Here is a 21,880-nt window from a genome sequence, read left to right as displayed (position 1 = left end):
TCCGGGAGACGTCCATCCGTCGACCGGCCTCATGTCAGTCATCTGTGCTCCCCGGAGTCGTCGAATGGGCTGGAACCCGCAGTGGTGGCACCTCTCCCGTTACGCGATGGCGCTGCTCATCCATCAGAACTCCTGTCAGTCGTCGGCACGGCACTGCCCAGGCAACGCCGTGTATCCGGCCCGCGCCCGCGGAGAATCCCAGGGGCTTGGGGCTTGGGGCTTGGGGCTTGGGCTTGGGTCAGGCGGTCAGTGCGACCAGCTGCTCCGATCGCCACCAGACCGCTCCTTGCAAGCGGGTGTTGAAGCGGAGAAAGGCGCTGGGAAGGAGGCTCATTCCAGGAGTCGAGGAGAAGAACTCGCCGGTTCGGTGCTCCAACGCAGGGTCGCTCGCCAGCCGCAGCGGCATGAGCGCCCCCTCCGCTGGACTGTGCACGAACGGCGTGTGCGCTCCTGCGGCGAACAACCGGCCGATCAGTGGTGCATCCGTGGCGAGCTTGGTGGCCACCATTCCGGGGCATACCGCGTTGGCCGCTACTCCTCTGTCGCGCCATCGTTTCGCGGCCTCCTGCGCGAAGAGCACGTTGAGCATCTTCGAGCGGGCGTAGACCGCCATGGAGCCGACCGTTCCGTACGCATCGGGCCGGGCGAAGGTGAGTGGGTCGATCCACATCACGCCCCGGTGGGACTCGGAGGCGATCATGACGATGCGTGAGGGCATTCCGCGTTCCAACAGGTCCAGCAGCAGGTTGGTCAGGAGGAAGGGGCCCAGGTGGTTCGTCGCGATCATCCTGTCGAATCCTTCGGCACTGACGGCGGGGCGAGGATCGTGGATTCCCGCGTTGTTCACCAGGACGTCCACGCGCGGGTAGCGGCTGTGCAGTTCGTCGGCGACCCGCCGGACATCCGCGAGCGCGGAGACGTCGGCCTCGAAGAGATCGATCTCGGCCTTCGGCGCGCACTTCCTCAGCTCTCCGACCGTCGCCTTGCCCTTGACCGGGTTCCGGCAGACGATCGCCAGCCGCGCGTTCTTCAAGGCCAGTCCCCGAGCGATTTCCTTACCGATCCCCGAAGTCGCTCCGGTGACGACGCAGACCTTTCCGTCCATACTGTCCTCCTACTCGGCCTTCAGCGTCCCGCTGGCGAGCCCTGCCACCGGCAGGCAGGCGGCGCGAACGATCCGCCGGCCAGGTGTGTCGTGCGGCACCAGAGCGTGCGGTAAGAACGCCGGGAACCGCGCCGTGTGCCCGGGCTGCCGCGCGGGCGTCTCCGAAATCGCCGCCCTGGACCGTGACGGCGCAGCCCGCGGTCATCTCGATGCGCCGGACATGTCGAGGGCCTGCACACTGGAGATCTCCAGAAGGAGCCGATCGTCGGCCGTGCACGCCCGGTACGTGCCGTCGCGGTCCACAGAGACCACCAGCGTGTGCCCGTACCGGGCCAGCAGCTCCCGGTCGTTGGCGCCCTCCGTGTAGAGGTCCAGACGTTCGATGGAGCGAGGGATGAGAAGGGGCTGCTTTCCCGACGCGTCCGGGCGAAGGGCTGCCGTGCGAAGAGAGGCACAGGTCAGCAGTGGCGCTGTGGTAGCGCTGCGCAGGTAGGGCCGGCTGACGAGCCGGGGGGTCCATGTGCCGTGGGCCGAATCGGCCGCCACTTGGCAGTGCGACAGGTTGCGGAAGATGCCGCGCAGGGAGACCGGGCCGTCGTCGCCGGCGTAGGGGTCGACGGCGGGAGTCGTGCCGGACGTTTCCGGCGGCCTCCAGCGACGGGGCGCAGGGAGGTGTCCCCTTGCCAGGAGCACCTGGGTGTGGAAGTTGCGGAGTGCGCCGTGGCGCAGGCGGCCGTCCGGAGCCAGCGTGTCGGAGTGGATGCTCACTTCCACAGCGATCGGCTGCTCCGTGTGGTCCGTACCGGCCAGCAACCGGGCCTTGACGCGCAAGGGGGTGGGCTTGCGACGGTTGAAAGGCCTGATGAACGTCTCGAACTCGGCGTGCCGGAATCCTTGAGTGACTGTCCCGGGCACCAGTGACTCCGCGGCGTGTGCGGCGATGTCGAGCATGAACGTGGCAGGAACGGTGGGCTTCCCGTGCACCAGATGATCGAAGAGGTAGCTGTCGCGGGCGTCCATGTCCCAGCTCGCGCTCCGCTGCGAGGGGCTGGTGTGGTTGGTGACCCACGGGGGCCGCTGGCGGCACAACCTCGGGTCGGGAGGACCTTGGTGCACCAGGGCGGGATCGTGTTTGCGCAGGCGTTCACGCTCGTGCTTGCCGAGATAGGTCGATGTGCCTCCCAGGAGAGCGGCAGTGCCGAGTTCGCTGATGAATTGCGCCGTCCCCTCGGCCGTGGGGATCGGAGTGAAGAGCGCTTCGCGGGCGATCTGTTCCTGGAGCACGGGGTCCGCTCCCATACCTGCCTGGGCCCACATGCCGAAGCCGATGGTGATCTCGGGGGTCGGCCCGAGCAGCTCTGCGGTCCCCTCCAGGTAGGCGTTGCCGGCGGCGTAGTCGGTGTCCCCGGGAATGCCGGCCACTGCGGAGTGTGACCCGATGTTGCACCACAGGGCGGGCGGGTGGTCGCGCAGGGCGGACGTGACGTTGTGGTGGCCGAGCACCTTGGTGTCGCGGACGCGGCGGAAGGTGTCCAGGTTCTTGTTCGCGAGCAGGGTGGAAGCTACCTGTCCGGCGGCATGGATGACGAAGTCGACACGGCCGTCACAGCGCAGCACACGCCCCATGGCCTGGTCGACAGCGGCCGGGTCCCGGATGTCGCAGCTGATGTACTCCACTCGGTCGGCCCCGAACCGGCTCTTGAGGTCGTGCACCGCGCGGTGCACGTTGCGGGCTTTGAGTAGCGCGTCGACGCGCCCGACCACTTGGCGGGGCGGCAGGCCGGGGTGGGTCTCGCGCACGCGGTGCAGCAGCCGGCTGCGCAAGTGCGGTAGCCGGTCATCGCTGACGGCGAGGACGTCGGGCGGTACGGGGAGGTCGGACGTACGGCCCAGAAGCCAGAGTTTGGGTCGGACGTGCTCGGACAGAGCGGTGAGCAGACACTGAGTGATGCCGCCGACTCCACCGGTTACCACACCGATGGAGGTGTCATGGATCGGCAGCTGTGGTGAAGACGCCAGAGAGGGAAGCGGAGCCGGGTGGAGCGTCTCGATCCGGCGTTCACCGCGGAAGTAGTAGACGATGGGCACCGGGGCCGGGCGTGCGGTCAGCTCCCGCCCGGCGCGGACGAGCAGGCCCTGTGTGAGGGGCTCGTCGGTTGCGATGACGAGCGCAGCCGTGCCTGGTTTCTCCCACCGGAGGCTCTTGACGAACCCTGTGAACAGGGCCGTGAGCGGATTGTGGAAGGTGCCGGCTTTGATCCCGGTCAGCAACACAACGAGCGAGCTGTCCGTCCGCCACCTGGACCACAGACGCTGAGTGACGAGGAAAAGCATGTCATGGACGGCCAGGCAGCGCCTCAGATCGCCCTCGCCCACCTCGCAGATGACGGTGAGATGCGGAGCCGCGGTGGCAAGGCCCGGGAACCGGCGGTCGAGTGAGGCTGGTTCGCGCAGTTCGTCAATGCCGTTGACGTCGGGCACGGTGACCACAACAGCGTCGGCGTCCTCCAGGTCCGACCGGATCGGCGCACCGGTCTCGGCACAACCGAGCAGGACCACGCCCCGCCGCGGCAGCCGGGGGCGCGCCTGTACCAAGCTGCCCGCCTCTGCGGTGGCAGGGCGAAGGGTGAGTTCCTTGGCGTAGCGCGTGGTCAGCCACCGTGGCCGCGGGGCGGCCCGCGCCGCGTCGCCGGGGCTGCTGGGCTCGACGGTCACCACTGTGACGTTCCGCTCGTCGGACAGCGGACAAGGCAATGCCCCGGTCTCCACGGCGCGCAGGAGGCCGACGACGTGGTCGGCGGCGAGATAGCTGCGCGTTCGCACTCCAGGGCCACGGCCGCCAGGTGGTTCCTGCCCGGCGCCGAACGACAACCGTGCGAGCACCGGCCAGTGGTGCCGTTCGGCTGAACGGGCGCTGGCCAACGCGAGCAGGAAGGCGCCCTCCGCGAGGGTAGCGGCGCCCTGGCCGAACAGTGCGCCGTTCTCGGGAGTGCTATTACCGTTGACCGCGAGTACCAGAGCCAGCTCCAGCTCCCCTGTACGCAGGTAGCGATGTGCTGTTTTGAGTGCCATGAGCGAGCTGTCGACACCCGCGTCGATCGCCATGGTCGGACCGTGGAGGTCGTAACGCGCCGCGATCCGCGAGGCGATGACATTCGGCATCACTCCCGCCTGGGAGTCCTCGGTGCAGGCGGGGAACTTTTGCCGGATCTTCTCCACTTCCCGGGCCGCCCGTTCGAAGGCGGGGCGGTCGCCGTAGCGCTCGAGGACTCCGGTCACATCCGCCGCGTAGCAGCGCATCGCCGTGCTCGTGAGTTTGCTGGGGAAACCCGTGTGTGCCGCGATCACACCGGTGCTCTCGCGCAGACTCGCCCACATCTCACCATGCGCTTCCACGAATCTGGCCGCCACCTGCAGCGCCATCAACTGGCATGGATCGACGGCGGAGACCGTACGGCCGGACAGCCGCACCTCGGCCGGCCCGGGCGCCGGGTAGGGGTCGGGAAACCGGGCGTCCACTTCAGGAGCCGTCCCGCGCAGCCATTCCTGAATGCGGGTCGGCGATGGGCCGCCCGGTACCTGGGCACTCCACCCCACCAGCACCAGCGAGCCGGCATCCGGAAGGCTGGGCGGCTGAGAACGCAGCTCCGTGCCGTCCGGACGGTCGGTCACGAGCAGGTGCGCGTTCGTGCCACCGAATCCGAAGGCCGAAATCCCCACGGTCCGTCCGCCTTCCGGCTTCGAGGGGAAAGGAATGGGGCTGTGCGGCACTCGCAGTCCCGGTGTGTCAGTGGCCTTCTCCGGTTCCGGCGCACCGAGCTGTCCCGGTACCCATTGGCTGCGCAGTGCCAGCAGCGCGTGAATGAGCGAGAAGGCCCCGGCCACCCACCCGGTGTGTCCGAAGACGGGCTTGTTGCTGCTGCACAGCTGGCCCTCCGGCGACCCGAGCGCGGTGATCGCCTCCGACTCCACGACGTCACCTGCCGGCGTGCCTGTTCCGTGGGCGATGATCCAGTCGACGGTTTCAGCATGGACGCCACTGACCGAGCGGGCGCGCTGTATGGCGCGCCGTTGCCCCGACGTGTTGGGCGCGGAGATCGACTTGCCGCGACCGTCCGCGGCTGCCCCGAAGCCGACCAGCACTCCGTGGATGGTGTCCTTGTCGGCGACCGCCCGTTCCAGGGTCTTCAGAGCGACCACTGCCGAGCCGTCACTGAACACGGTCCCGTCCGCCGACGCACTGAAAGCGCGGACGCGGTCAGCCTTGGACAGACCACTGAGCTTGGAGAACATCACCGAAGCCGTCGGATCAAGCACGTGGAAGCCCCCGCAGTAGGCGACCTCGCAGTCGCCTGCGAGCAATGCCTTGGCGCCGAGGTCCACCGCGTAGAGGGACGATGCGCAGGCGGTGTCCACCACTACGGATTCGACGACTTGCTCGGTGATTCCGGTCAACGCGGCCCGTACGGCTCGGTCCGGCGCCGCCTCCCGGAGAGGGACCGCGTTTCGGTAGTGCTCCATGAGAGCGGTACGGACCTCATCGCTCCCCTCCCCGTCCGCGGCGGCGGCGCGGGAGAGGGTGTTCACCAGCATCGCCTGGACGAGGCTCTGACTGCCACCCGGCCACGCCCCGATGTAGGCCCCGCAACGGTCCCTGGGAGAGAGCCGCACATCTTCACGTGCCTGCAGAACGGCGTGGCGCAGCCAGCGCACCGCCTGGTCCCGGCAGGGCCCGCCGTCCTTCTCCTCTGCCTCCCGCAGAGCGGGATGTGGCCGCAGGTCGTGGAGATAACCCGCCCTGCGGGCGTAGGTACGATCCACCACCTGGGGGTCCGATGACCAGAAGTTGGCCAGCTCGAACCGGTCCCCGGGCTCGCTGAAAACGTCCCGTGTTCCATTGAGCAACCGCCAGACCTCGCCGGGACTTGAGGCGCCGGGCACCGCGACACCCATCCCGACCACAGCAATCAACTGCTCCGGCCGACTGATGGCGGTCATCGGCGCATGTCCTCTACGATTCCGGCGAGCTGTTCGAGGGTCGTGGCCTGCAGCCGTTGCTGGGGCGGAAGCTCAGGGAGCCCGTACAGCTGTCGGACGCGCTCGAAGAGCGCGATCTGTTTGAGCGAGTCCACGCCGAGGTCCGCCTCCAGGTCGATGTCGGGAGTCAGCATCTCCACGGGAAACCCCAGGTCGTCGGCGTAGACCTTGGTCAGTTCATCGATCAGCCGGGAGCCATCCGGCAGCTCTTCCTCCTTCTCCTCCTGTGCGGGCGCCTCGGCGCGGGTCGCGAAGCTCTGATCGGCGAACGCCGCACCGGCGGCAACTTCAGACGGCGGCCACTGGACGGAGATGCCGGCCGCCGACAGGCCTTTGAGTGTCTCGTCGGGGCCACCGCGCGTCGGCAGCAACGGCACGGCGATCGCCGAGGACGGAAGGGATGAATGAACGATCCTGCTCAGTGCCTGACGGGCGCCGACCTCGATGAAGACCCTGATGCCGTCGCGAAACAGGGTGAGAAGGCCGTCATAGAAGTGAACGGGCGTCACCATGTTCCGATTGATGACTTCCCGAGCATCCGCCGCGGAGCGAACGAAGCGGCCGAGCGTGGGGGAGAACACCGGCACCCTCGGCTCGTTCAGCACCACATCCGCGCTTGCTTTGACGAAGAGGTCCGCCGCTGGGTACATGAGCGGGTTGTGGAAGGCATACCTCGCCTTCAGGCGGGTGGTCCGAATGTCCAGGCCGGCGGCCACCTTCTCCACCTCTGCCAGAGAAGATGCCGGCCCGGAGAGCACGGACTGATCCGGTCCGTTGTCGATCGCCACACACAGTCGCGGCTCGTCAAGCACAGCCACGAGGTGGCGGGCGCGCCCTGCGGACATGTTCAATGCCACCAGACCACCCTCGACCGGTTCGACTCGGCGAGGTGCCTCGACACGGAGGCAGGCCAGGCGGGTCACGTCGGCGACTGAGATCGTCCCCGCCGCCGACAGGGCGGCGAACTCACCGAAACTATGGCCGACCAGCAGATCGGCCCGCACTCCCAACTGGACGAGGATTTCGAACGCCGCCGCGTTGATGGCGTAAATGGCGAGGTCGACCACGTCACCGTTCTGGACGAGGAGCTCATCCAGCGGTGGTGCGTCCCGCTTCAGCAGCAGGGGAGAGACCGGCCCGTGGTCGTACTGGGCAGCTACGTCGTCCACCGTCTCCAGGGCTACGGCGGCGCTCGGGAAGTGATGTACCCACTCGCCGAGGACCCCTGGCAGGTAGGCTCCTTGCCCAGGGAACAACAATGCGGTACTAGGCTCCATCGACGGGGTCCCTTCTTCATCGCAGGAGACAGGGGGCCACGGATTGTCATGTTGACGGCGGCCGAGGCAGCAGCTCGGGCTGCCTGGGTCGCGATGTTTGGCAGTGTCTTGGCCGAACGCCATGTCAACGACGAGGCCCTTCGGCTCTCGGGTGGTGCTCTAGGGCAGACTCTTGGCGAAGCCCGATGCCGATCCCGACTCCGTCTCTCCCGGCCATTGGCGCACGCCGCTCCTCACCCGGGCCACGGAGCCGCTACCGAGTGCCGGAAGACCCCCATGGGTGGTCGGCGCATTGGACCTGGTGAGAATGCTGATCGTGCTGCCCGGCACTCTGAACGTTGCTTGACCGCAGACGCGCCGATGTCCGGCCGACCCAGGGGAGTGATAGACGTCCGTCGCGTTACGACGGGGCCGTCGAGGGGCTGAAGTGCACCCACCCGATTGCCGATCAGTACTCCAGGAATTGGCAACCAACGCAGCCCTCAGAGCCTCATTGGACATGCTTCACCTGCCCGTTTCAGGAGAAGCGCCGACAGAGCGCCGTCACATCTCCGAGGCATCCTTCACTAAGCGCACGATGAAAAGGAGAGTTCGCGTTCAAGGGTCCTCCCGCGGGGACGCCCGAGGGAGGTTAGACGCAGGTCGCCACTCAGCGAGCGAAGCCCTGAGGTTTAAAGTTACGACGGATGGGCCGGTCCGCGGAAGGGCGCATTCTGGGTAAATGGTGGACCGGAGGGCGCATGCAGGGGTGGTGGACAGACAGCAGAGGGCGCTCAGACCTGGAAGGCGGAAATGGCGCGCCTTACCTTGGTTGCCGTTGCCATCCCAAAATCCGAGCCGCGAGGTGGTTGCGCGGAAAAGTGTTCCATACTGGGGGATTGGTTTGATTCTACTCCCGCTGAGGGGCGGCTTGTTACTGATAGGCCCCCGCCTAAGGATGCTGGGGGGCGCGCCGAGAAAGAGGCACCGATACAGGAAGTCGCCTAATAGTACGTTATTAAGTCTGCCGATCTTTCCTGTTGAGGGGACGTGGTCGCGTTTGAGACTCAGGGAAGGCCCCAGGCGGTTCCTGGCGCATCGCGCTGGAAGCCCAGCTGTCGCCCATCACCGATGCGGACATCACCGCCCGCACCCAGCGGATGCGCGAGCACGGCGTCGCGGCGTGCTGGTTCAGCGACCGCCCCGCGCCCTCCGGGGCTGGGCACCGTCCCTGCGCACGCTGGCCCGCGAACAGGACGGCGGCCCCTTGGCCCGTGAGGGCAACGCGGCCAGCCGCGCGCGGGCCCTGCGCAAGGCGGTCGAGGCGGAAACAAGCCGAAGGCTGCGGCGATGCGGGAGGAAGCCGGGCGTCGGCGCGGCGTGCGGCGGGCCATCGCCTACCTGAACCGCGAGCACTCTCTGACGGCCACGGTGGGCTGGAGCGTGGCCGACCTGTGCTGGGTAGGCGGCATCCCGCTGGTCGACGGGGAAGGAGTGCCGGTGGCGTGTTCAATCCCTCCCAGCACGACGAGGGGCGCCGTCATGGACGTGGGACGGCCAGGGGGTCGCGCCCCTGGCCGTCGGTAGCGGCCGTCGGCGGTTGAGCGGCAGGGGCGCGGTCCTTCTCGCCAGGCGGACGAGAGTCGCGACGCCGCCTACCAGGAGGGCGAAGCCCATGAGGGATCGCGCCGTGGGCGGCAGATAGTCCGCGTGGGCCGAGTTGTAGGCGAAGTGCGTCAGCATGGAGGGCCATACGACGCCGACCTGTCGGTAGACGAGGACGTATCCGCACATCCACACCAGGCCCAGGGCGAGCGCGCCGTACCCGTAGTAGAGATGGAAGGGGACGCGCAGCGCGACCAGCACCGCGAGCTGTGCCTGCCAGCACCAGCGGAGGCGGGTCATCACCGCCATCGGCAAGGCGAGCAGCAGGGTTTCCTCGACGAGGGCGCTGTGGAGGTTGGCCACGAACTGGTCGCCGGCGCTCGACCGGTGCGCAGGAGTGTAGTCCGGCGCTGGGAAGAGCCGCATCACCTCGAAGCCGACCCACATGCCCAGGTAGGCGACCGCTGTGGCACCCAGCCCGCCGTACGGGAAGGGGCGCCGCGTCCTGAGCGCGAGGCCCAGGTCGGCAGTGCGGTGGCCGAGCCACCAGCGGGCGAGCAGCAGGGCCGCCGCCGCGACGATGAAGCCTGCCTTCATGCCGGGGAGGTAGCGCACGGTCCAGGCGGGGAGGTCGATGCCGCCGGTCAGCAGGATCTGGACGGCGCAGATGGTCGCCAATCCGAAGGCGAGCAGGAAACCCGCGATGATCAGGCACCAGTCGCGTGTCGCGGACGGCCTGCCGGTGGGATAGGGACGGGGGTGGGGGGAGCTGTGGGGCATGGGGAGGCTTCTGTGTGGTGGGAGGAGTGGGGATGAGCCTACGCGATTGCGTCAGACTGTGACTGCGGTCACCGGAGCCACTTCCCGGGCGCGCTGCTGGTGGTCACACGGCAGACGGCGGGCTTCCCGGGGCCAGGCGACGTGTCCTCGGCGACCACCCGGACGCCGTCGAGCAGGATCCAGCAGCGGACCACCCCCTTGCCGGCAGGGGTCACCTCCACGTGAACCTCCTGGCCCGTGTTGGCGCAGACCCCCTTGCTCCAGGGGAGCGCCAGAGGAGCAGGCACAGATTGCCCCTGGAGCGACGTGCTGGCTCAACTTGGTTGCGAGCTCAACCAGGTAGCGGGTCCGTCTGATATTCAGCCAGATTCGAGGCCGTCGAGGACTGTCAGGGGGGCCGTAGGCCATCGCGGAGCGACGCTCGATGAGCGCCCTTGGCCGGCCGTGGCGCTCCCGCCCCCTTTAGAGGCCGGGCGGATCCGCTTCTGTGCCTTGAGCGCTCTGGTCGGCCCGACTGGCCGACCAGAGCGCTCAAGGGAAGTGCTGGGCGGAGCGGTCGCTGGAGGCGCGGTACCCGCCCCGGCGTCCGGTCAGCGGGGGGCGAGGAGCTCGAGCGTGTCGATCACGCGGTTCGAGAAGCCCCACTCGTTGTCGTACCACGCGACCACCTTGACGTGGCGGCCGTCGACGCGGGTGAGGGCCGAGTCAAAGATCGACGAGGCGGGATTGCCCGTGATGTCGGACGACACGAGCGGGTCGTCCGAGTACTCGAGGATGCCGGCGAGCGGCCCCTCCGCTGCGGCACGGTACGCCGCCAGCACGTCGTCGCGCGTCACGTCGCGGGCGACGGCCGCGTTGAGTTCGACGATCGAACCCACCGGCACCGGTACGCGGATCGAGTCGCCCGACAGCTTGCCTTCGAGGTTGGGCAGCACCAGGCCGATCGCCTTGGCAGCGCCGGTCGTGGTCGGCACGATGTTGATGCCGGCGGCCCGGGCGCGACGGGCGTCGCGGTGCGGACCGTCCTGCAGGTTCTGCTCCTGCGTGTAGGCGTGCACCGTCGTCATGAACCCGTGCTCGATGCCGGCGAGTTCGTCGAGGACCGCTGCCAGCGGCGCGAGCGCGTTGGTGGTGCAGGAGGCGTTCGAGACGACCGTGTGCACGGCCGGGTCGTAGGCGTCGGTGTTGACCCCGAATGCGAGCGTGACGTCGGCGTCGTCCGACGGCGCACTGACGAGCACTTTCTCCGCGCCCGCGTCGAGGTGGGCGCGGGCAGCCTTGGCCGAGGTGAAGCGGCCGGTGGCTTCCAGGACGATGTCGACGCCGAGTTCGGCCCACGGCAGCTGCGCCGGTTCGCGCTCGGCCAGCACCGTGATCCGACGGCCGTCGACGACGAGGGCGTCCCCGTCGACGGTCACCGGACGTCCGAGCCGGCCGGCTGTGCTGTCGTAGGCGAGCAGCCGGGCGAGCGTTGCGGGCTCCGTCAGGTCGTTGACGGCGACGACCTCGAGGGCGCTATCGCGTTCGAGCAGTGCGCGCAGCACATTGCGTCCGATGCGGCCGAATCCGTTGATGGCGATGCGAGTCATGAGTGATGTCCCTTCCGTTCGCCACCAGGCTCGCCCGCGGCTCGCGCCACTGACAGTGGCGGGATCGCCATGGTTCAAAAGGATCCCGCCACGGTGCTATTCGCCCCGGGTGAAGGTGCGCCGGTACTCGCTTGGTGTGGTGCCGAGGATGCGCTGGAAGTGCAGGCGCAGGTTCGCGCCGGTGCCAAGGCCGACGTCGGCGGCGATCTGTTCGACGCTGCGCTGCGACCGCTCGAGCAGTTCGCGGGCCAGGTCGATGCGGGCGCGCATCACCCACTGCATCGGCGTGTAGCCGGTCTCCTCGACGAAGCGTCGGGAGAACGTGCGCGGCGAGACCTCGGCCTGCCGCGCCAGTATGTCGAGGGTGAGGGGCTCGCCGAGCCGGTGCAGCGCCCACTCGCGGGTAGCGCCGAAGCGCTCGCCGAGCGGCTCGGGGACGCTGCGCGGCACGTACTGGGCCTGGCCGCCGCTGCGGTAGGGGGCTGCGACCAGGCGGCGGGCCGCGTGGTTGGACGCGGCCACACCGAGGTCGCCGCGCAGGATGTGCAGGCACAGGTCGATGCCGGAGGCGGCGCCGGCCGAGGTGAGCACGCTGCCCTCGTCGACGAACAGCACGTTCTCGTCGACCTGGACGAGCGGATGTCTGACCACGAGTTCCCGTGTGTAGTGCCAGTGCGTCGTGGCGCGCCTGCCGTCGAGCAGGCCCGTGGCGGCGAGCGCGAAGGCGCCCGTCGAGATGGCGGCGAGCCGCGCGCCCCGAGCGTGGGCGGCGATCAGTGCGTCGACGACGGCCTGCGGAGGGTCGTCGCGGTCCGGGAACCGGTAACCGGGGACGAAGACGATGTCGGCCCACGCAAGCGCGTCGAGGCCGTGGGCGACGTAGTACGACAGGCCATCGCCGCCGGTCACGAGACCGGGTGTCGCCCCGCACACCCGCACCTCGTACGGCATGCTCGTGCGGGTCGTGAAAACCTGCGCGGGAATTCCGACATCGAGCGACTTCGCACCCTCGAGCACAAGGACAGCGACGCGATGCAGGCGGGAGGCTGGCATGGGAAAGAGGCTACGTGGGGCGTGACTTCTATACGCCCCACTGCGTGGGCCGGGCAGACGACACCGGCCGGGCTGTCTTCACATTGCGCTGGAGGTCTGGAGACCTGTCAGCAGCCGACACCGACCGGTGGCTCACCGACGACTCCGCCACCTACCGACAGACGGCCGGGCACTTCATCCGCTGGGCTCGCACCAACAAGCTCACCACTATCCATTCCCCGCCGTCCGCTGGAACGGCCCCACTCAGCCGCTCGTTGACGAGCATCGCTGGAACGTCGCACGTCGGCTCCTGCATGACGACACCCTCAAACCCGAAGACCGCCTCGCAGGACTGCTTCTTCTCCTCTATGCACAAAGGCCGTCGGCGATCCATCGGTTGACCACGGGGGACGTCGAGGTCGACGCCGAGGAAGCACGTCTTCATCTCGGCAACGCGCCCGTCCACTTGCCTGGACCCGTCGCCGAACTGGCCCGCGTGGTCGCCGCGAACCCAAGGGCCACGCGACCATCGGGGCCTTGGCCCCGTCTCCATGGCTCTTCCCCGGCGGCCGGCCCGGACGACCGATCAGCACCACACAACTGACACAGCGGCTCAACCAGCTCGGAATCCGGCCGAACCAGACCCGCAGCACCGCGCTCTTCCAGCTCGCCACCGAGATCCCCGCCGAGATCCTCGCCCGCACCCTGGGCATTCACACCGACGTCGCCGTCGCCTGGCAACGGCTCTCCGCAGGCGACTGGGCCACCTACGCCGCCGAAGTCAGCCGACGGCGGGACTCCTCATGCCAAGGCACGGGGTCAGCCCAAACTGACAGAGCCATTCGAGACATAACCAAGGTCGATCGGCGGCACAGGCGGACCATCCGTCCGCACTCCAGCAAGCAATTCCGGCAGCTGCGGCGGCCACAACGGCTCCGTGCCACCGGACAGGTCATCCGGCGTCCACCATCGCCAGCGAAGGATCTTGTCTGCCGCATGAGAGGCGGCGAGGTCGCCAACTGGCTCCCGGCGAGGGGCATGCGCGAGGAAGAGGTGCTCGTGCTGCCGGACTGGGATTCCGGCTCGCGTGAAGTCGTGTTCCCAGAGACAGAACACAGCTCCGACCTCGATATCGGTCCACCCGGTCTCCTCACGCAACTCGCGCTCGGCTGCCTGAAGCGGCGTCTCGCCGGGATCCATGCCACCACCTGGCATCGCCCAGTGGACGCCGACTTCCTCGTTGTCATACCGGAGCATGAAGACCGCTCCGGCCGGGTCCAAGACCGCGACTCTGGCTGCTTGTCTAGGGGTCCGCATCGGCACACCCTGCCAAAGCCCCCGCAGCCCTGTCGATCAAGAACCGGCTCAGGCATTCAGACAGTTCCAATACCCGACGTCACCATTACATCTCACGCCTCACTCGGGTGCCAAACTGCGCGCAGTGATGGACCGCGTTCTGTCCGGTGCTGACGTGGCTGGTGCTGACATCGAGTACCGTGCTGGGTTGGTGCTGACCCAGAGCGCGGAGGAGCGGAAAACATGCAGGTCGGAGTCCCGGCGTGAGAATGCTGCACACCTCCGACTGGCACCTGGGGCGGTCCTTCCACCGGATCGGCCTGCTCCGCGCCCAGCGCGACTTCATCGATCACCTCGTCGCGGCCGTGGACGAGCACCGGGTCGACGTCGTGCTCGTCGCCGGGGACATCTATGACCGGGCCGTGCCGCCGCTCGCCGCCGTCGAGCTGTTCGACGAGGCCCTGCACCGGCTCGCCGACGCCGGCGTCCCCACCGTCATGATCTCCGGCAACCACGACTCGCCGCGCCGCCTCGGCGTCGGCGCCGGCCTCATCGAGCGCGCCGGCATCCACCTGCGGACCGACCCGGCCGCCTGCGGCACCCCCGTCCTGCTCGCCGACGCCCACGGCGACGTCGCCTTCTACGGGCTGCCCTACCTGGAGCCCGCCCTCGTACGGGAGCGGCTCGGCGCGCCCCGCGGCGGGCACACCGCTGTCCTGGAGGCCGCAATGGAGCGGGTCCGCGCGGACCTCGCCGCGCGGCCCGCCGGCACCCGGTCCGTCGTCCTCGCGCACGCCTTCGTCACCGGCGGCACCCCCAGCGACAGCGAGCGCGACATCACCGTCGGCGGTGTCGCCTCCGTCCCCGCCGAGGTCTTCGACGGCGTCGACTACACCGCCCTCGGCCACCTCCACGGCTGCCAGACCCTAGGCGAGCGCGTCCGGTACTCCGGTTCCCCGCTCGCCTACTCCTTCTCCGAGAGCGACCACCGCAAGACCATGTGGCTGATCGACCTCGACGCCGCGGGCACCGTCACCGCCGAACGGATCGACTGCCCCGTGCCCCGGCCCCTCGCCCGCCTCCGCGGCCGCCTCGACGACCTCCTGAAGGACCCCGCGCTCGACCGGCACGAACCGGCATGGGTCGAGGCCACCCTCACCGACCCCGATCGCCCCGACGAACCCATGGCGCGCCTCGCCGCCCGCTTCCCGCACGTGGTGAGCCTCGTCCTGGAACCCGACCGGGCCCCCGAGGACCCGCTCGCCTCCTACGCCCAGCGGCTCCGCGGCCGCGACGACCGGGAGATCACCGAGGACTTCGTCGCCCACGTGCGCGGCGGACGCGGGCCCGACGCGAGCGAGCGCGAGGTGCTGACCGCCGCCCTCGACGCCGTGCGCCTGGCCGAGACCGCCGGAGAGGGGGCCCGATGAGGCTGCACCGGCTCGCGATCACCGCCTTCGGCCCGTTCGGCGCCACCCAGACCGTCGACTTCGACGAGCTGTCCACCGCCGGCCTCTTCCTCCTGCACGGCCCCACCGGCGCCGGCAAGACCTCCGTCCTCGACGCCGTCTGCTACGCCCTCTACGGCGGCGTGCCCGGCGCCCGCCAGAGCAGCGGCCCGGCCCTGCGCAGCGACCACGCCGCCCCCGGGACGCTCACCGAGGTGACGCTCGACCTCACCATCGGCGGCCGCCGCCTGGAGATCACCCGGCGGCCCGAACAACTGCGCCCCAAGAAGCGCGGCACCGGCTACACCCGGGAGAAGGCGTACAGCGCACTGCGCGAACGCGCCGACGACGGCCAGTGGGACGGCCTGAGCCGCTCCCACCAGGAGATCGGCGAGGAGATCGGGCAGCTCCTCGGCATGAGCCGCGAACAGTTCTGCCAGGTCGTCCTCCTGCCGCAGGGCGACTTCGCCCGCTTCCTGCGCGCCGAGGACGGCGCCCGCGGCAAGCTCCTCGGCAGGCTCTTCGACACCGGCCGCTTCGCCGCGGTCGAGGACCGCCTCGCGGAGCTGCGCCGCGCCGCCGAGCAGCAGGTGCGCACCGGCGACGAGCGGCTGCTCGCCCTGGGCCACCGGATGCGGCAGGCCGCGGCGGACCCGACGCTGCCCGAGGTGGGCACGCCCTCGCCGTCCGGCGCGGATCCCTCCGGTCCGCGGCCGGACACCCCCGCCCGCGGCCGCGCCACCGTCCCGGGCCCCCGCGCCACCGACCCGGGTGACGCCGGCCGCACCGCCGCGCCGCAGCGGCGCCCTTCCTCCCGCGCCGCCGCCACCGCCGACCAGGCGCTCGCCCCCGGCGACGCGGGTCTGGCCGACGCCGTGCTGGAGTGGGCGGCCCTGGCCCGTACGAACGCGCGCGAGCGGCGCGACATCGCCGCCGCGGCGGCCCGCGCGGCCGAGGAGTCCCACCGCGCCGCGCGGCAGCGGGCGGAGGAGACGCGCGAGCTGCACCGTCTCCAGCGCCGGCACACCGAGGCGCGCCGACGTGCCGACGCCCTGGAGGAGAAGCGCGCGGAAGGGGAGCGGCTCGGTGAGCGTCTGGAGCGCGCCCGGGCCGCCGAATCCGTTGTTCCGCTCCTGGAGGCGCGCGAGCGGGCCGAGCGCGCGCACCGCGCGGCGGCAGCCGCCGAGGCGACGGCGCGGGCGGTACTGCCCGCCGCACACCGGGACGGCGGCACCCAGGCGCTGGCCGTGCTGGAGCGACGGCTCCACGAGGAACTCGGTTCCCTCTCCGCCGCCCGCCGGGCCGAGGAGCGGGCCGCCGGCCTCGCCGCCGAGCGCCACCGGCTGGAGCGGGACGCCCGCCGCGACGAGGAGGTCCTCGCCGACGCGGAGCACTGGCTCGCCGACTGGGACACCAGGCGCGCCGCCCATGAGCTGCGCGTCGCGACCGCGCTGGAGGCGGTCACCCGGGCGGCCCGGCTCGAAGGCGAGCTGGCCCCCGCCCGGCAGCGGCTCGACGCGGCCCGCGAGCGCGACCGGCTGGCCGGCGAGGTCCAGGAAGCCGAGCGACGGCTCAGCGACGCGCGGGAGGAGGCCAACGCCGCCCGCGAGCACTGGCTGGAGCTCAAGGAGCGGCGCCTGCTCGGCTTCGCCGCCGAACTGGCGGCCGGACTGAGCGCGGGCGAGGCGTGCAAGGTGTGCGGCGCCACCGAGCACCCCGCCCCGGCACCGACCACGCCCGACCACGTCGACCGCGCGGACGAGGAACGCGCGCTCCGCGACTTCGAGCGGGCCGACGCCGTACGCGAGACGGCCGGCCGGCGGCTCGACGAGGTGCGCGCCTCCCTCGCCGCGGCCACGGCCGGCGCGGGCACGGCCGGCGTCGGCGAACTGGCCGCGCTCGCCGAGGCCGCCCGGCGAGAACACGCCGAGGCACGGGACGCCGGGGCCGACGTCCACGCCGCGGGCCAGGCACTGAAAGCCGCCGAACGCGAACACGAGCTGCGCCGCGAGGAGCGGCAGGCAGCACAGCTGCGGATCTCCGCACGCGCGGACAGCAAGGACCGCCTCGACGGTGAACTGGCCGAGCTGGAGGAGGAATTGCGGCGGGCGCGCGGTGGCGCGGACACCGTGGCGCGCCGTGCGGAACTGCTGGAGCGGCAGCTGACGTCCCTCACCGACGCGGCCGAGGCCGTACGGCGGGCGGAGGACGCGGCGACGCGCCTGAAGGAGGCCGACGCCCGGCTCGCCGACGCCGCCTACCGCGCGGGCTTCGACGCCCCGCACCTCGCGGCGGCCGCCGTGCTCTCCGGCGCCGAGCAGCGGGAGCTGCTGCACCGCCTCGACCGAGGGCGGCAGGAGGAGGCCGAGGTCGCCGCCGAACTGGCCGACCCGGCGGTCATGTCCGCCGCCGCACGGCCTCCGGCCGATCCGGCGGCCGCCGAGGCCGCCGAGGAGGCCGCGACCCTCGCGCTGCGGCACACCTCCGCCGAGGAGTCCGCCGCCCGCACCCGCTGCGCCGACCTCGACCGGCTCTCCGCGCAGGCCGTCGCCGACGCCCGCGGCCTCGCGCCGCTGCGCGAGGAGCACCACCGCGTAGCCGGCCTGGCGGCGCTCGCCGCCGGCACCTCCGCGCACAACGAGCGGAAGATGCGCCTGGAGTCCTACGTCCTCGCCGCCCGGCTCGAACAGGTCGCGGCCGCCGCGACCGTACGCCTGCGGCGGATGTCCTCCGGCCGCTACACCCTCGTCCACTCCGACGCCCGCACCGGAGCCCGCCGTTCGGGCCTGGGCCTGCACGTCATCGACGCCTGGACCGGCAGTGAGCGCGACACCGCGACGCTCTCCGGCGGGGAGACGTTCTTCGCCTCCCTCGCCCTCGCGCTCGGGCTCGCCGACGTGGTCACCGAGGAGGCAGGCGGCGTGCGGCTGGACACCCTCTTCATCGACGAGGGCTTCGGCAGCCTCGACGAGCAGACCCTGGACGAGGTGCTGGACGTGCTGGACTCCCTGCGCGAACGCGACCGCACCGTCGGCATCGTGAGCCACGTGGCCGACCTGCGGCAGCGCATCCCCGCGCAGCTCCAGGTCGTCAAGGAGCGCTCGGGCTCCGCGGTACGGCACCGCACGGCGGGCGCCTCGGTCAGCGGCTGAGCGCCCGCCGGGCGAGCGGTGAGGAGTAGACGACGCTCGTGGTCACCGAGCCGAGCGCGCCGATCCGGCCGGCGACCTCCTCCAGGTGCCGCATCGAACGCGCCGCCACCTTGATCACGAAGCAGTCGTCGCCCGTGACGTGGTGCGCCTCCAGCACTTCGGGCGTCGTCGCCAACAGGTCGTGGAACGGCTTGTAATTGCCGTTCGGATAGCGAAGGCGCACGAACGCGAGCACCGGCAGCCCCAGCTTCTCCGGGTCCACGACAGCGGTGTACCCGCCGATGACGCCCGCCTCCTCCAGCCGGCGGACCCGTTCGGTCACGGCGCTGGCGGACATGTTCACGGTGCGCGCCAACTCCGCGAAGCCCGCACGGCCATTGCTCTGCAGGGCGTCGAGTATGCGCCAGTCGGTGGCGTCGGGGGAATAGCCGGTCATGGGCGATGTCTAGCAGGGGATCCCCGGCTGAACAAGGGGTTTGCCGGGGATCCCACATCCATGACGCGGCATCGACCGCGCCCGGGGCCGTCAGGGAATCCCCGTGCGCAGGTCGCGCACCGCCGGGGAAACCCCGGCCGGACACCGGTTTTCCCGGGGATCGCCCCTTCGCCGGCGCGGCTTCCGACCGTAGATTTTTCGTCATGAACACCACCGCTTCCCGACCCGCCGCCCCCGCCCCCGCCAGCGCCGTCCTCGCCGCCCCGCCCGCCGCGCCCGACGCCGCCGCGGCCTACTTCGCCGCCCGCCTCGCCTTCCACACCGACGTCGCCGACGTCCACACCGCGCTGACCGCCGGCGCCACGGACTTCGTCGTCGTCGACTCCCGCTCGACGGAGTCCTGGGACCAGGGGCACGTCCCCGGCGCCCTGCACCTGCCCACCGCGCGGATCCCCGCCGACGCGGCACGGCTCCTCGACCCAGCCGTCCCGGTCGTCGTGTACTGCTGGGGACCCGGCTGCGACGGTGCCACCCGCGCCGCCCTCGCCCTCGCCCGCCTGGGCTACCGCGTCAAGGAGATGCTCGGCGGCATCGAGTACTGGATCCGCGAGGGCTACGCCGTCGAGACCTGGGAGGGCCCCCGACAGCTCCCGGCCGACCCGCTGACCGCGCCGATCGGCGCGGACGACTGCGGATGCTGAGCTCCTCACCACGCCGGTAACGGCTCGGCGACGCCTCTGTCGACGCCGGTACTGTCCCGGTACCGTGAACTCATGCCGGCACTCAACATCGAATTCACCGAAGAGGAACTCGCGGCCATCCGCGAGGCCGCTGCCGCCGACGGCAAGAGCATCAAGGCATACGTGCACGACCTGTCCGTGCGCGAACAGCAGCGGCGCCGCTTCGTCGAGCGTGCCGCGAAGTTCTGGAACGAACACATAGAGGAATTCGACGCCGCCTTCCCCGAGGAGGCGCCGCGGTCCGAAGGCGGTGCGGCCGCCTGATGTCGCTGCTCATCGACCTGCCCTGGCTCCTGGGAGTCCAGGAGCAGAAGCTGTACGAAGAGCCGGCCGTCCACGACTACACCGCGCTCGCCGCGGCGGTCTCCCGGCACGCCTTCGACGTCGCGAAGTTCGACCACGAGCCCGACGCCGCCTGGCGCGCCGCGGCCCTGATGCACACGCTCGTCCGGCTCCAGCCGCTCCCGGTGCGCAGCAGCCTCTACGCGTGCATGGTCGTCGTCGCCTACATGGCCGCCGCGGGCGAGGGCATCGACCCGCCGTACGGCTCCATAGTCGACCTGGCCCGGGACATCAAGGAGTACCGGGTCGACGTCTACGAATGCGCGGACCGCATCCGCGCCTGGCGGATCTGACCGCGACCGTGCGGCGGGCGGGCGGGCCCGCGAGGGGACGCCCGCCCGCCGGCGCCCGTCAGAGGACCGACAGCTCCGCCACCAGGTCGTCCAGCCCCAGCGACCCCTGCGACAGCGCCGCCATGTGCCACGCCTTCGCGTCGAACGCGTCGCCGTGAGCCTTGCGGGCCGCCTCGCGCCCGGCCAGCCAGGCCCGCTCGCCGAGCTTGTAGCCGATCGCCTGCGCCGGCATGCCGAGGTAGCGCACCAGCTCGCTCTCGACGTAGTCCGCCGGGCGGCCGCTGTGCAGGCCGCTGAACTCCCGGGCCAGCTCCGGCGTCCAGCGCTCCCCGGGGTGGAAGGGCGAGTGGCCGGGGATCTCCAGCTCCAGGTGCATGCCGATGTCCACGATCACCCGCACCGCGCGCATCATCTGCGCGTCCAGGTAGCCCAGCCGCCGCTCGGCGTCGGTCAGGTAACCCAGCTCGTCCATCAGCCGCTCCGCGTACAGCGCCCAGCCCTCGCAATTGGCGCTGACCCCGCCGATCGTCGTCTGGTAGCGCGAGAGCCGGTCCGCCACGTGCACCCACTGGGCCAGCTGGAGGTGATGACCCGGCACACCCTCGTGGTACCAGGTGGACACCAGGTCGTACACCGGGAAGCGGGTCTCGCCCATGGTCGGCAGCCAGGTGCGGCCGGGGCGGGAAAAGTCCTCGGACGGCTCGGAGTAGTACGGGGCCGCGGCGCCGCCCGGCGGGGCGATGCGCGACTCCACGACCTTGACGCGCTCGGCGAGGTCGAAGTGCGTGCCGTCCAGCGCCTCGATCGTCTCGTCCATCAGCTCCTGGAGCCAGACCCGCGCCTCCTCGACACCCTCGATGTGCTGCCCGTGGACGTCGAGATGGGCCAGCGCCTCCCACGGCGTCCGCGCGCCCGGCAGGACCTTCTCCGCCTCCTCGCGCATCTCGCCCAGCAGGCGGTGGAACTCCGACCAGCCGTACGCGTACGCCTCGTCCAGGTCCAGGTCCGTGCCGTTCCAGTAGCGCGACCAGAGGGCGTACCGCTCGCGCCCGACCACGTCGGGCGCGCCCGCCACGGCCGGTGCGTAGACGTCGCGCAGCCAGTCGCGCAGCGCGACCAGCCCCCCGGTCGCGGCCAGGGCGCTCTCCCTCAGCTCGGCCCGCAGCGCCTCGGGCCCCTCCGCGGCGAACTCCGCGAACCAGCCGCCGTCCGTGCCGATCCACTCGCCCAACTGGTCCAGGTTGGTGGCGACCTGGCGCGGCCCGCCCGGCAGCTTGCGGTCGAGGCCCTCGGCCAGCGCGGCCCGGTAGCTCTCCAGTGCCGCCGGTACGGCCCGCAGCCGTTCGGCGACCGCCGCCCAGTCCTCGGCGGTGTCGACCGGCATCATGGTGAACACCTCGCGCACCGCGTGCAGCGGCGAGTGGATGTTGCTGACCACGCGCAGCGGCTCGCCCGCCTCGTGGACGGCCAGTTCGGCGGTCAGCCGCTCCCGCAGCAGCCGGGCGCAGCGCCGCTCGATGTCGCTGTCCGCGCCCGGCGTCCGCTCCGCCTCGGCGAGCTCGCCCAGGGTCGTACGCGCCAGCTCGGCGAGGGCGTCCCCGCCCGCGGGGGAGAAGTCCGGCAGCCGCCGCGCGGACTCCGCCACGCCGAGGAAGGTACCGGTGATGGGGTCGAGTCGGACGTAGGCGTCGACGTAGGCGTCGGCGACCTGACGCGGCAGCGTGCTGTTGATGGTGTTCGGCATATGGTCATCTTCGTACGGCGGAAGC

Annotated in this window: 15 protein-coding genes; 5 read left to right on the top strand and 10 right to left on the bottom strand. The window is 70.8% G+C overall.

All coding sequences use genetic code 11. The features are described 5' to 3' along the window. Nucleotides 1-238: 238 nt before the first annotated feature. The 8 genes from J7E86_RS17220 to J7E86_RS17185 form a co-directional block, all read right to left on the bottom strand. Nucleotides 239-1,105 carry an SDR family NAD(P)-dependent oxidoreductase gene (locus J7E86_RS17220; RefSeq protein WP_215082573.1) on the bottom strand — a complete coding sequence of 289 codons (867 nt, stop codon included), beginning with the start codon at nucleotides 1,103-1,105 and terminating at the stop codon, nucleotides 239-241. Nucleotides 1,106-1,306: 201 nt separating this feature from the next. Beyond that, a complete protein-coding gene (locus tag J7E86_RS17215; RefSeq protein ID WP_215082572.1) occupies nucleotides 1,307-6,103 on the bottom strand; it encodes an SDR family oxidoreductase in 4,797 nt (1,598 codons plus the stop codon). After that, nucleotides 6,100-7,419 (bottom strand): acyltransferase domain-containing protein, encoded by a 1,320-nt coding sequence (locus J7E86_RS17210; protein ID WP_215082571.1) that lies wholly within the window; start codon nucleotides 7,417-7,419, stop codon nucleotides 6,100-6,102. The genes J7E86_RS17215 and J7E86_RS17210 overlap by 4 nt, the downstream gene beginning before the upstream one ends. A 1,488-nt stretch (nucleotides 7,420-8,907) precedes the next feature. Further along, a complete protein-coding gene (locus tag J7E86_RS17205; protein WP_215082570.1) occupies nucleotides 8,908-9,783 on the bottom strand; it encodes a CPBP family intramembrane glutamic endopeptidase in 876 nt (291 codons plus the stop codon). A gap of 68 nt (nucleotides 9,784-9,851) precedes the next feature. Then, nucleotides 9,852-10,004 (bottom strand): hypothetical protein, encoded by a 153-nt coding sequence (locus J7E86_RS17200; protein ID WP_215082621.1) that lies wholly within the window; start codon nucleotides 10,002-10,004, stop codon nucleotides 9,852-9,854. 369 nt (nucleotides 10,005-10,373) lie between these two features. After that, nucleotides 10,374-11,372 (bottom strand): type I glyceraldehyde-3-phosphate dehydrogenase, encoded by a 999-nt coding sequence (gene gap / locus J7E86_RS17195; protein ID WP_215082569.1) that lies wholly within the window; start codon nucleotides 11,370-11,372, stop codon nucleotides 10,374-10,376. 96 nt (nucleotides 11,373-11,468) lie between these two features. Then, nucleotides 11,469-12,425, bottom strand: a complete 957-nt coding sequence (locus J7E86_RS17190; RefSeq protein WP_215082568.1) for a GlxA family transcriptional regulator — start codon at nucleotides 12,423-12,425, stop codon at nucleotides 11,469-11,471. Between the two features lie 798 nt (nucleotides 12,426-13,223). Then, nucleotides 13,224-13,721, bottom strand: coding sequence for an NUDIX hydrolase (locus J7E86_RS17185; protein ID WP_215082567.1), 498 nt, complete (start codon nucleotides 13,719-13,721; stop codon nucleotides 13,224-13,226). Between the two features lie 242 nt (nucleotides 13,722-13,963). Here J7E86_RS17185 and J7E86_RS17180 point away from each other — a divergent pair, with 242 nt between their 5' ends. Continuing rightward, nucleotides 13,964-15,130, top strand: a complete 1,167-nt coding sequence (locus J7E86_RS17180) for an exonuclease SbcCD subunit D (protein WP_215082566.1) — start codon at nucleotides 13,964-13,966, stop codon at nucleotides 15,128-15,130. Next, entirely contained in the window at nucleotides 15,127-18,300 is a 3,174-nt protein-coding gene (locus J7E86_RS17175; RefSeq protein WP_215082565.1) for an AAA family ATPase, read from the top strand. Before J7E86_RS17180 ends, J7E86_RS17175 begins: the two co-directional genes overlap by 4 nt. Here J7E86_RS17175 and J7E86_RS17170 read toward each other — a convergent pair. Beyond that, nucleotides 18,290-18,736: an Lrp/AsnC family transcriptional regulator gene (locus tag J7E86_RS17170; protein WP_215082564.1), complete on the bottom strand. Its 447-nt coding sequence runs from the start codon at nucleotides 18,734-18,736 to the stop codon at nucleotides 18,290-18,292. The genes J7E86_RS17175 and J7E86_RS17170 overlap by 11 nt on opposite strands. A gap of 203 nt (nucleotides 18,737-18,939) precedes the next feature. Between J7E86_RS17170 and J7E86_RS17165 the strand changes: the two genes are divergently transcribed. The 3 genes from J7E86_RS17165 (at nucleotide 18,940) to J7E86_RS17155 (ending at nucleotide 20,111) form a co-directional block, all read left to right on the top strand. After that, nucleotides 18,940-19,437 (top strand): rhodanese-like domain-containing protein, encoded by a 498-nt coding sequence (locus J7E86_RS17165; protein WP_215082563.1) that lies wholly within the window; start codon nucleotides 18,940-18,942, stop codon nucleotides 19,435-19,437. Between the two features lie 72 nt (nucleotides 19,438-19,509). Continuing rightward, complete coding sequence (locus J7E86_RS17160; protein WP_215082562.1) at nucleotides 19,510-19,740, top strand: hypothetical protein; 231 nt, start codon at nucleotides 19,510-19,512, stop codon at nucleotides 19,738-19,740. Then, nucleotides 19,740-20,111 (top strand): toxin Doc, encoded by a 372-nt coding sequence (locus J7E86_RS17155; RefSeq protein ID WP_087929196.1) that lies wholly within the window; start codon nucleotides 19,740-19,742, stop codon nucleotides 20,109-20,111. The genes J7E86_RS17160 and J7E86_RS17155 overlap by 1 nt, the downstream gene beginning before the upstream one ends. Nucleotides 20,112-20,169: 58 nt before the next feature. Here J7E86_RS17155 and J7E86_RS17150 read toward each other — a convergent pair whose 3' ends face one another. Beyond that, the gene (locus J7E86_RS17150; protein ID WP_215082561.1) at nucleotides 20,170-21,855 is read right to left on the bottom strand and encodes a DUF885 domain-containing protein; all 1,686 of its coding nucleotides are present in this window, start codon (nucleotides 21,853-21,855) and stop codon (nucleotides 20,170-20,172) included. Nucleotides 21,856-21,880 lie beyond the last annotated feature (25 nt).

The sequence above is a fragment of the Streptomyces sp. ISL-11 genome (genome assembly GCF_018614525.1).
GTDB lineage: Bacteria > Actinomycetota > Actinomycetes > Streptomycetales > Streptomycetaceae > Streptomyces.
The sequence above is the reverse complement of the archived record's forward strand: the minus strand, read 5'-3'. Positions and strand labels throughout refer to the sequence as shown.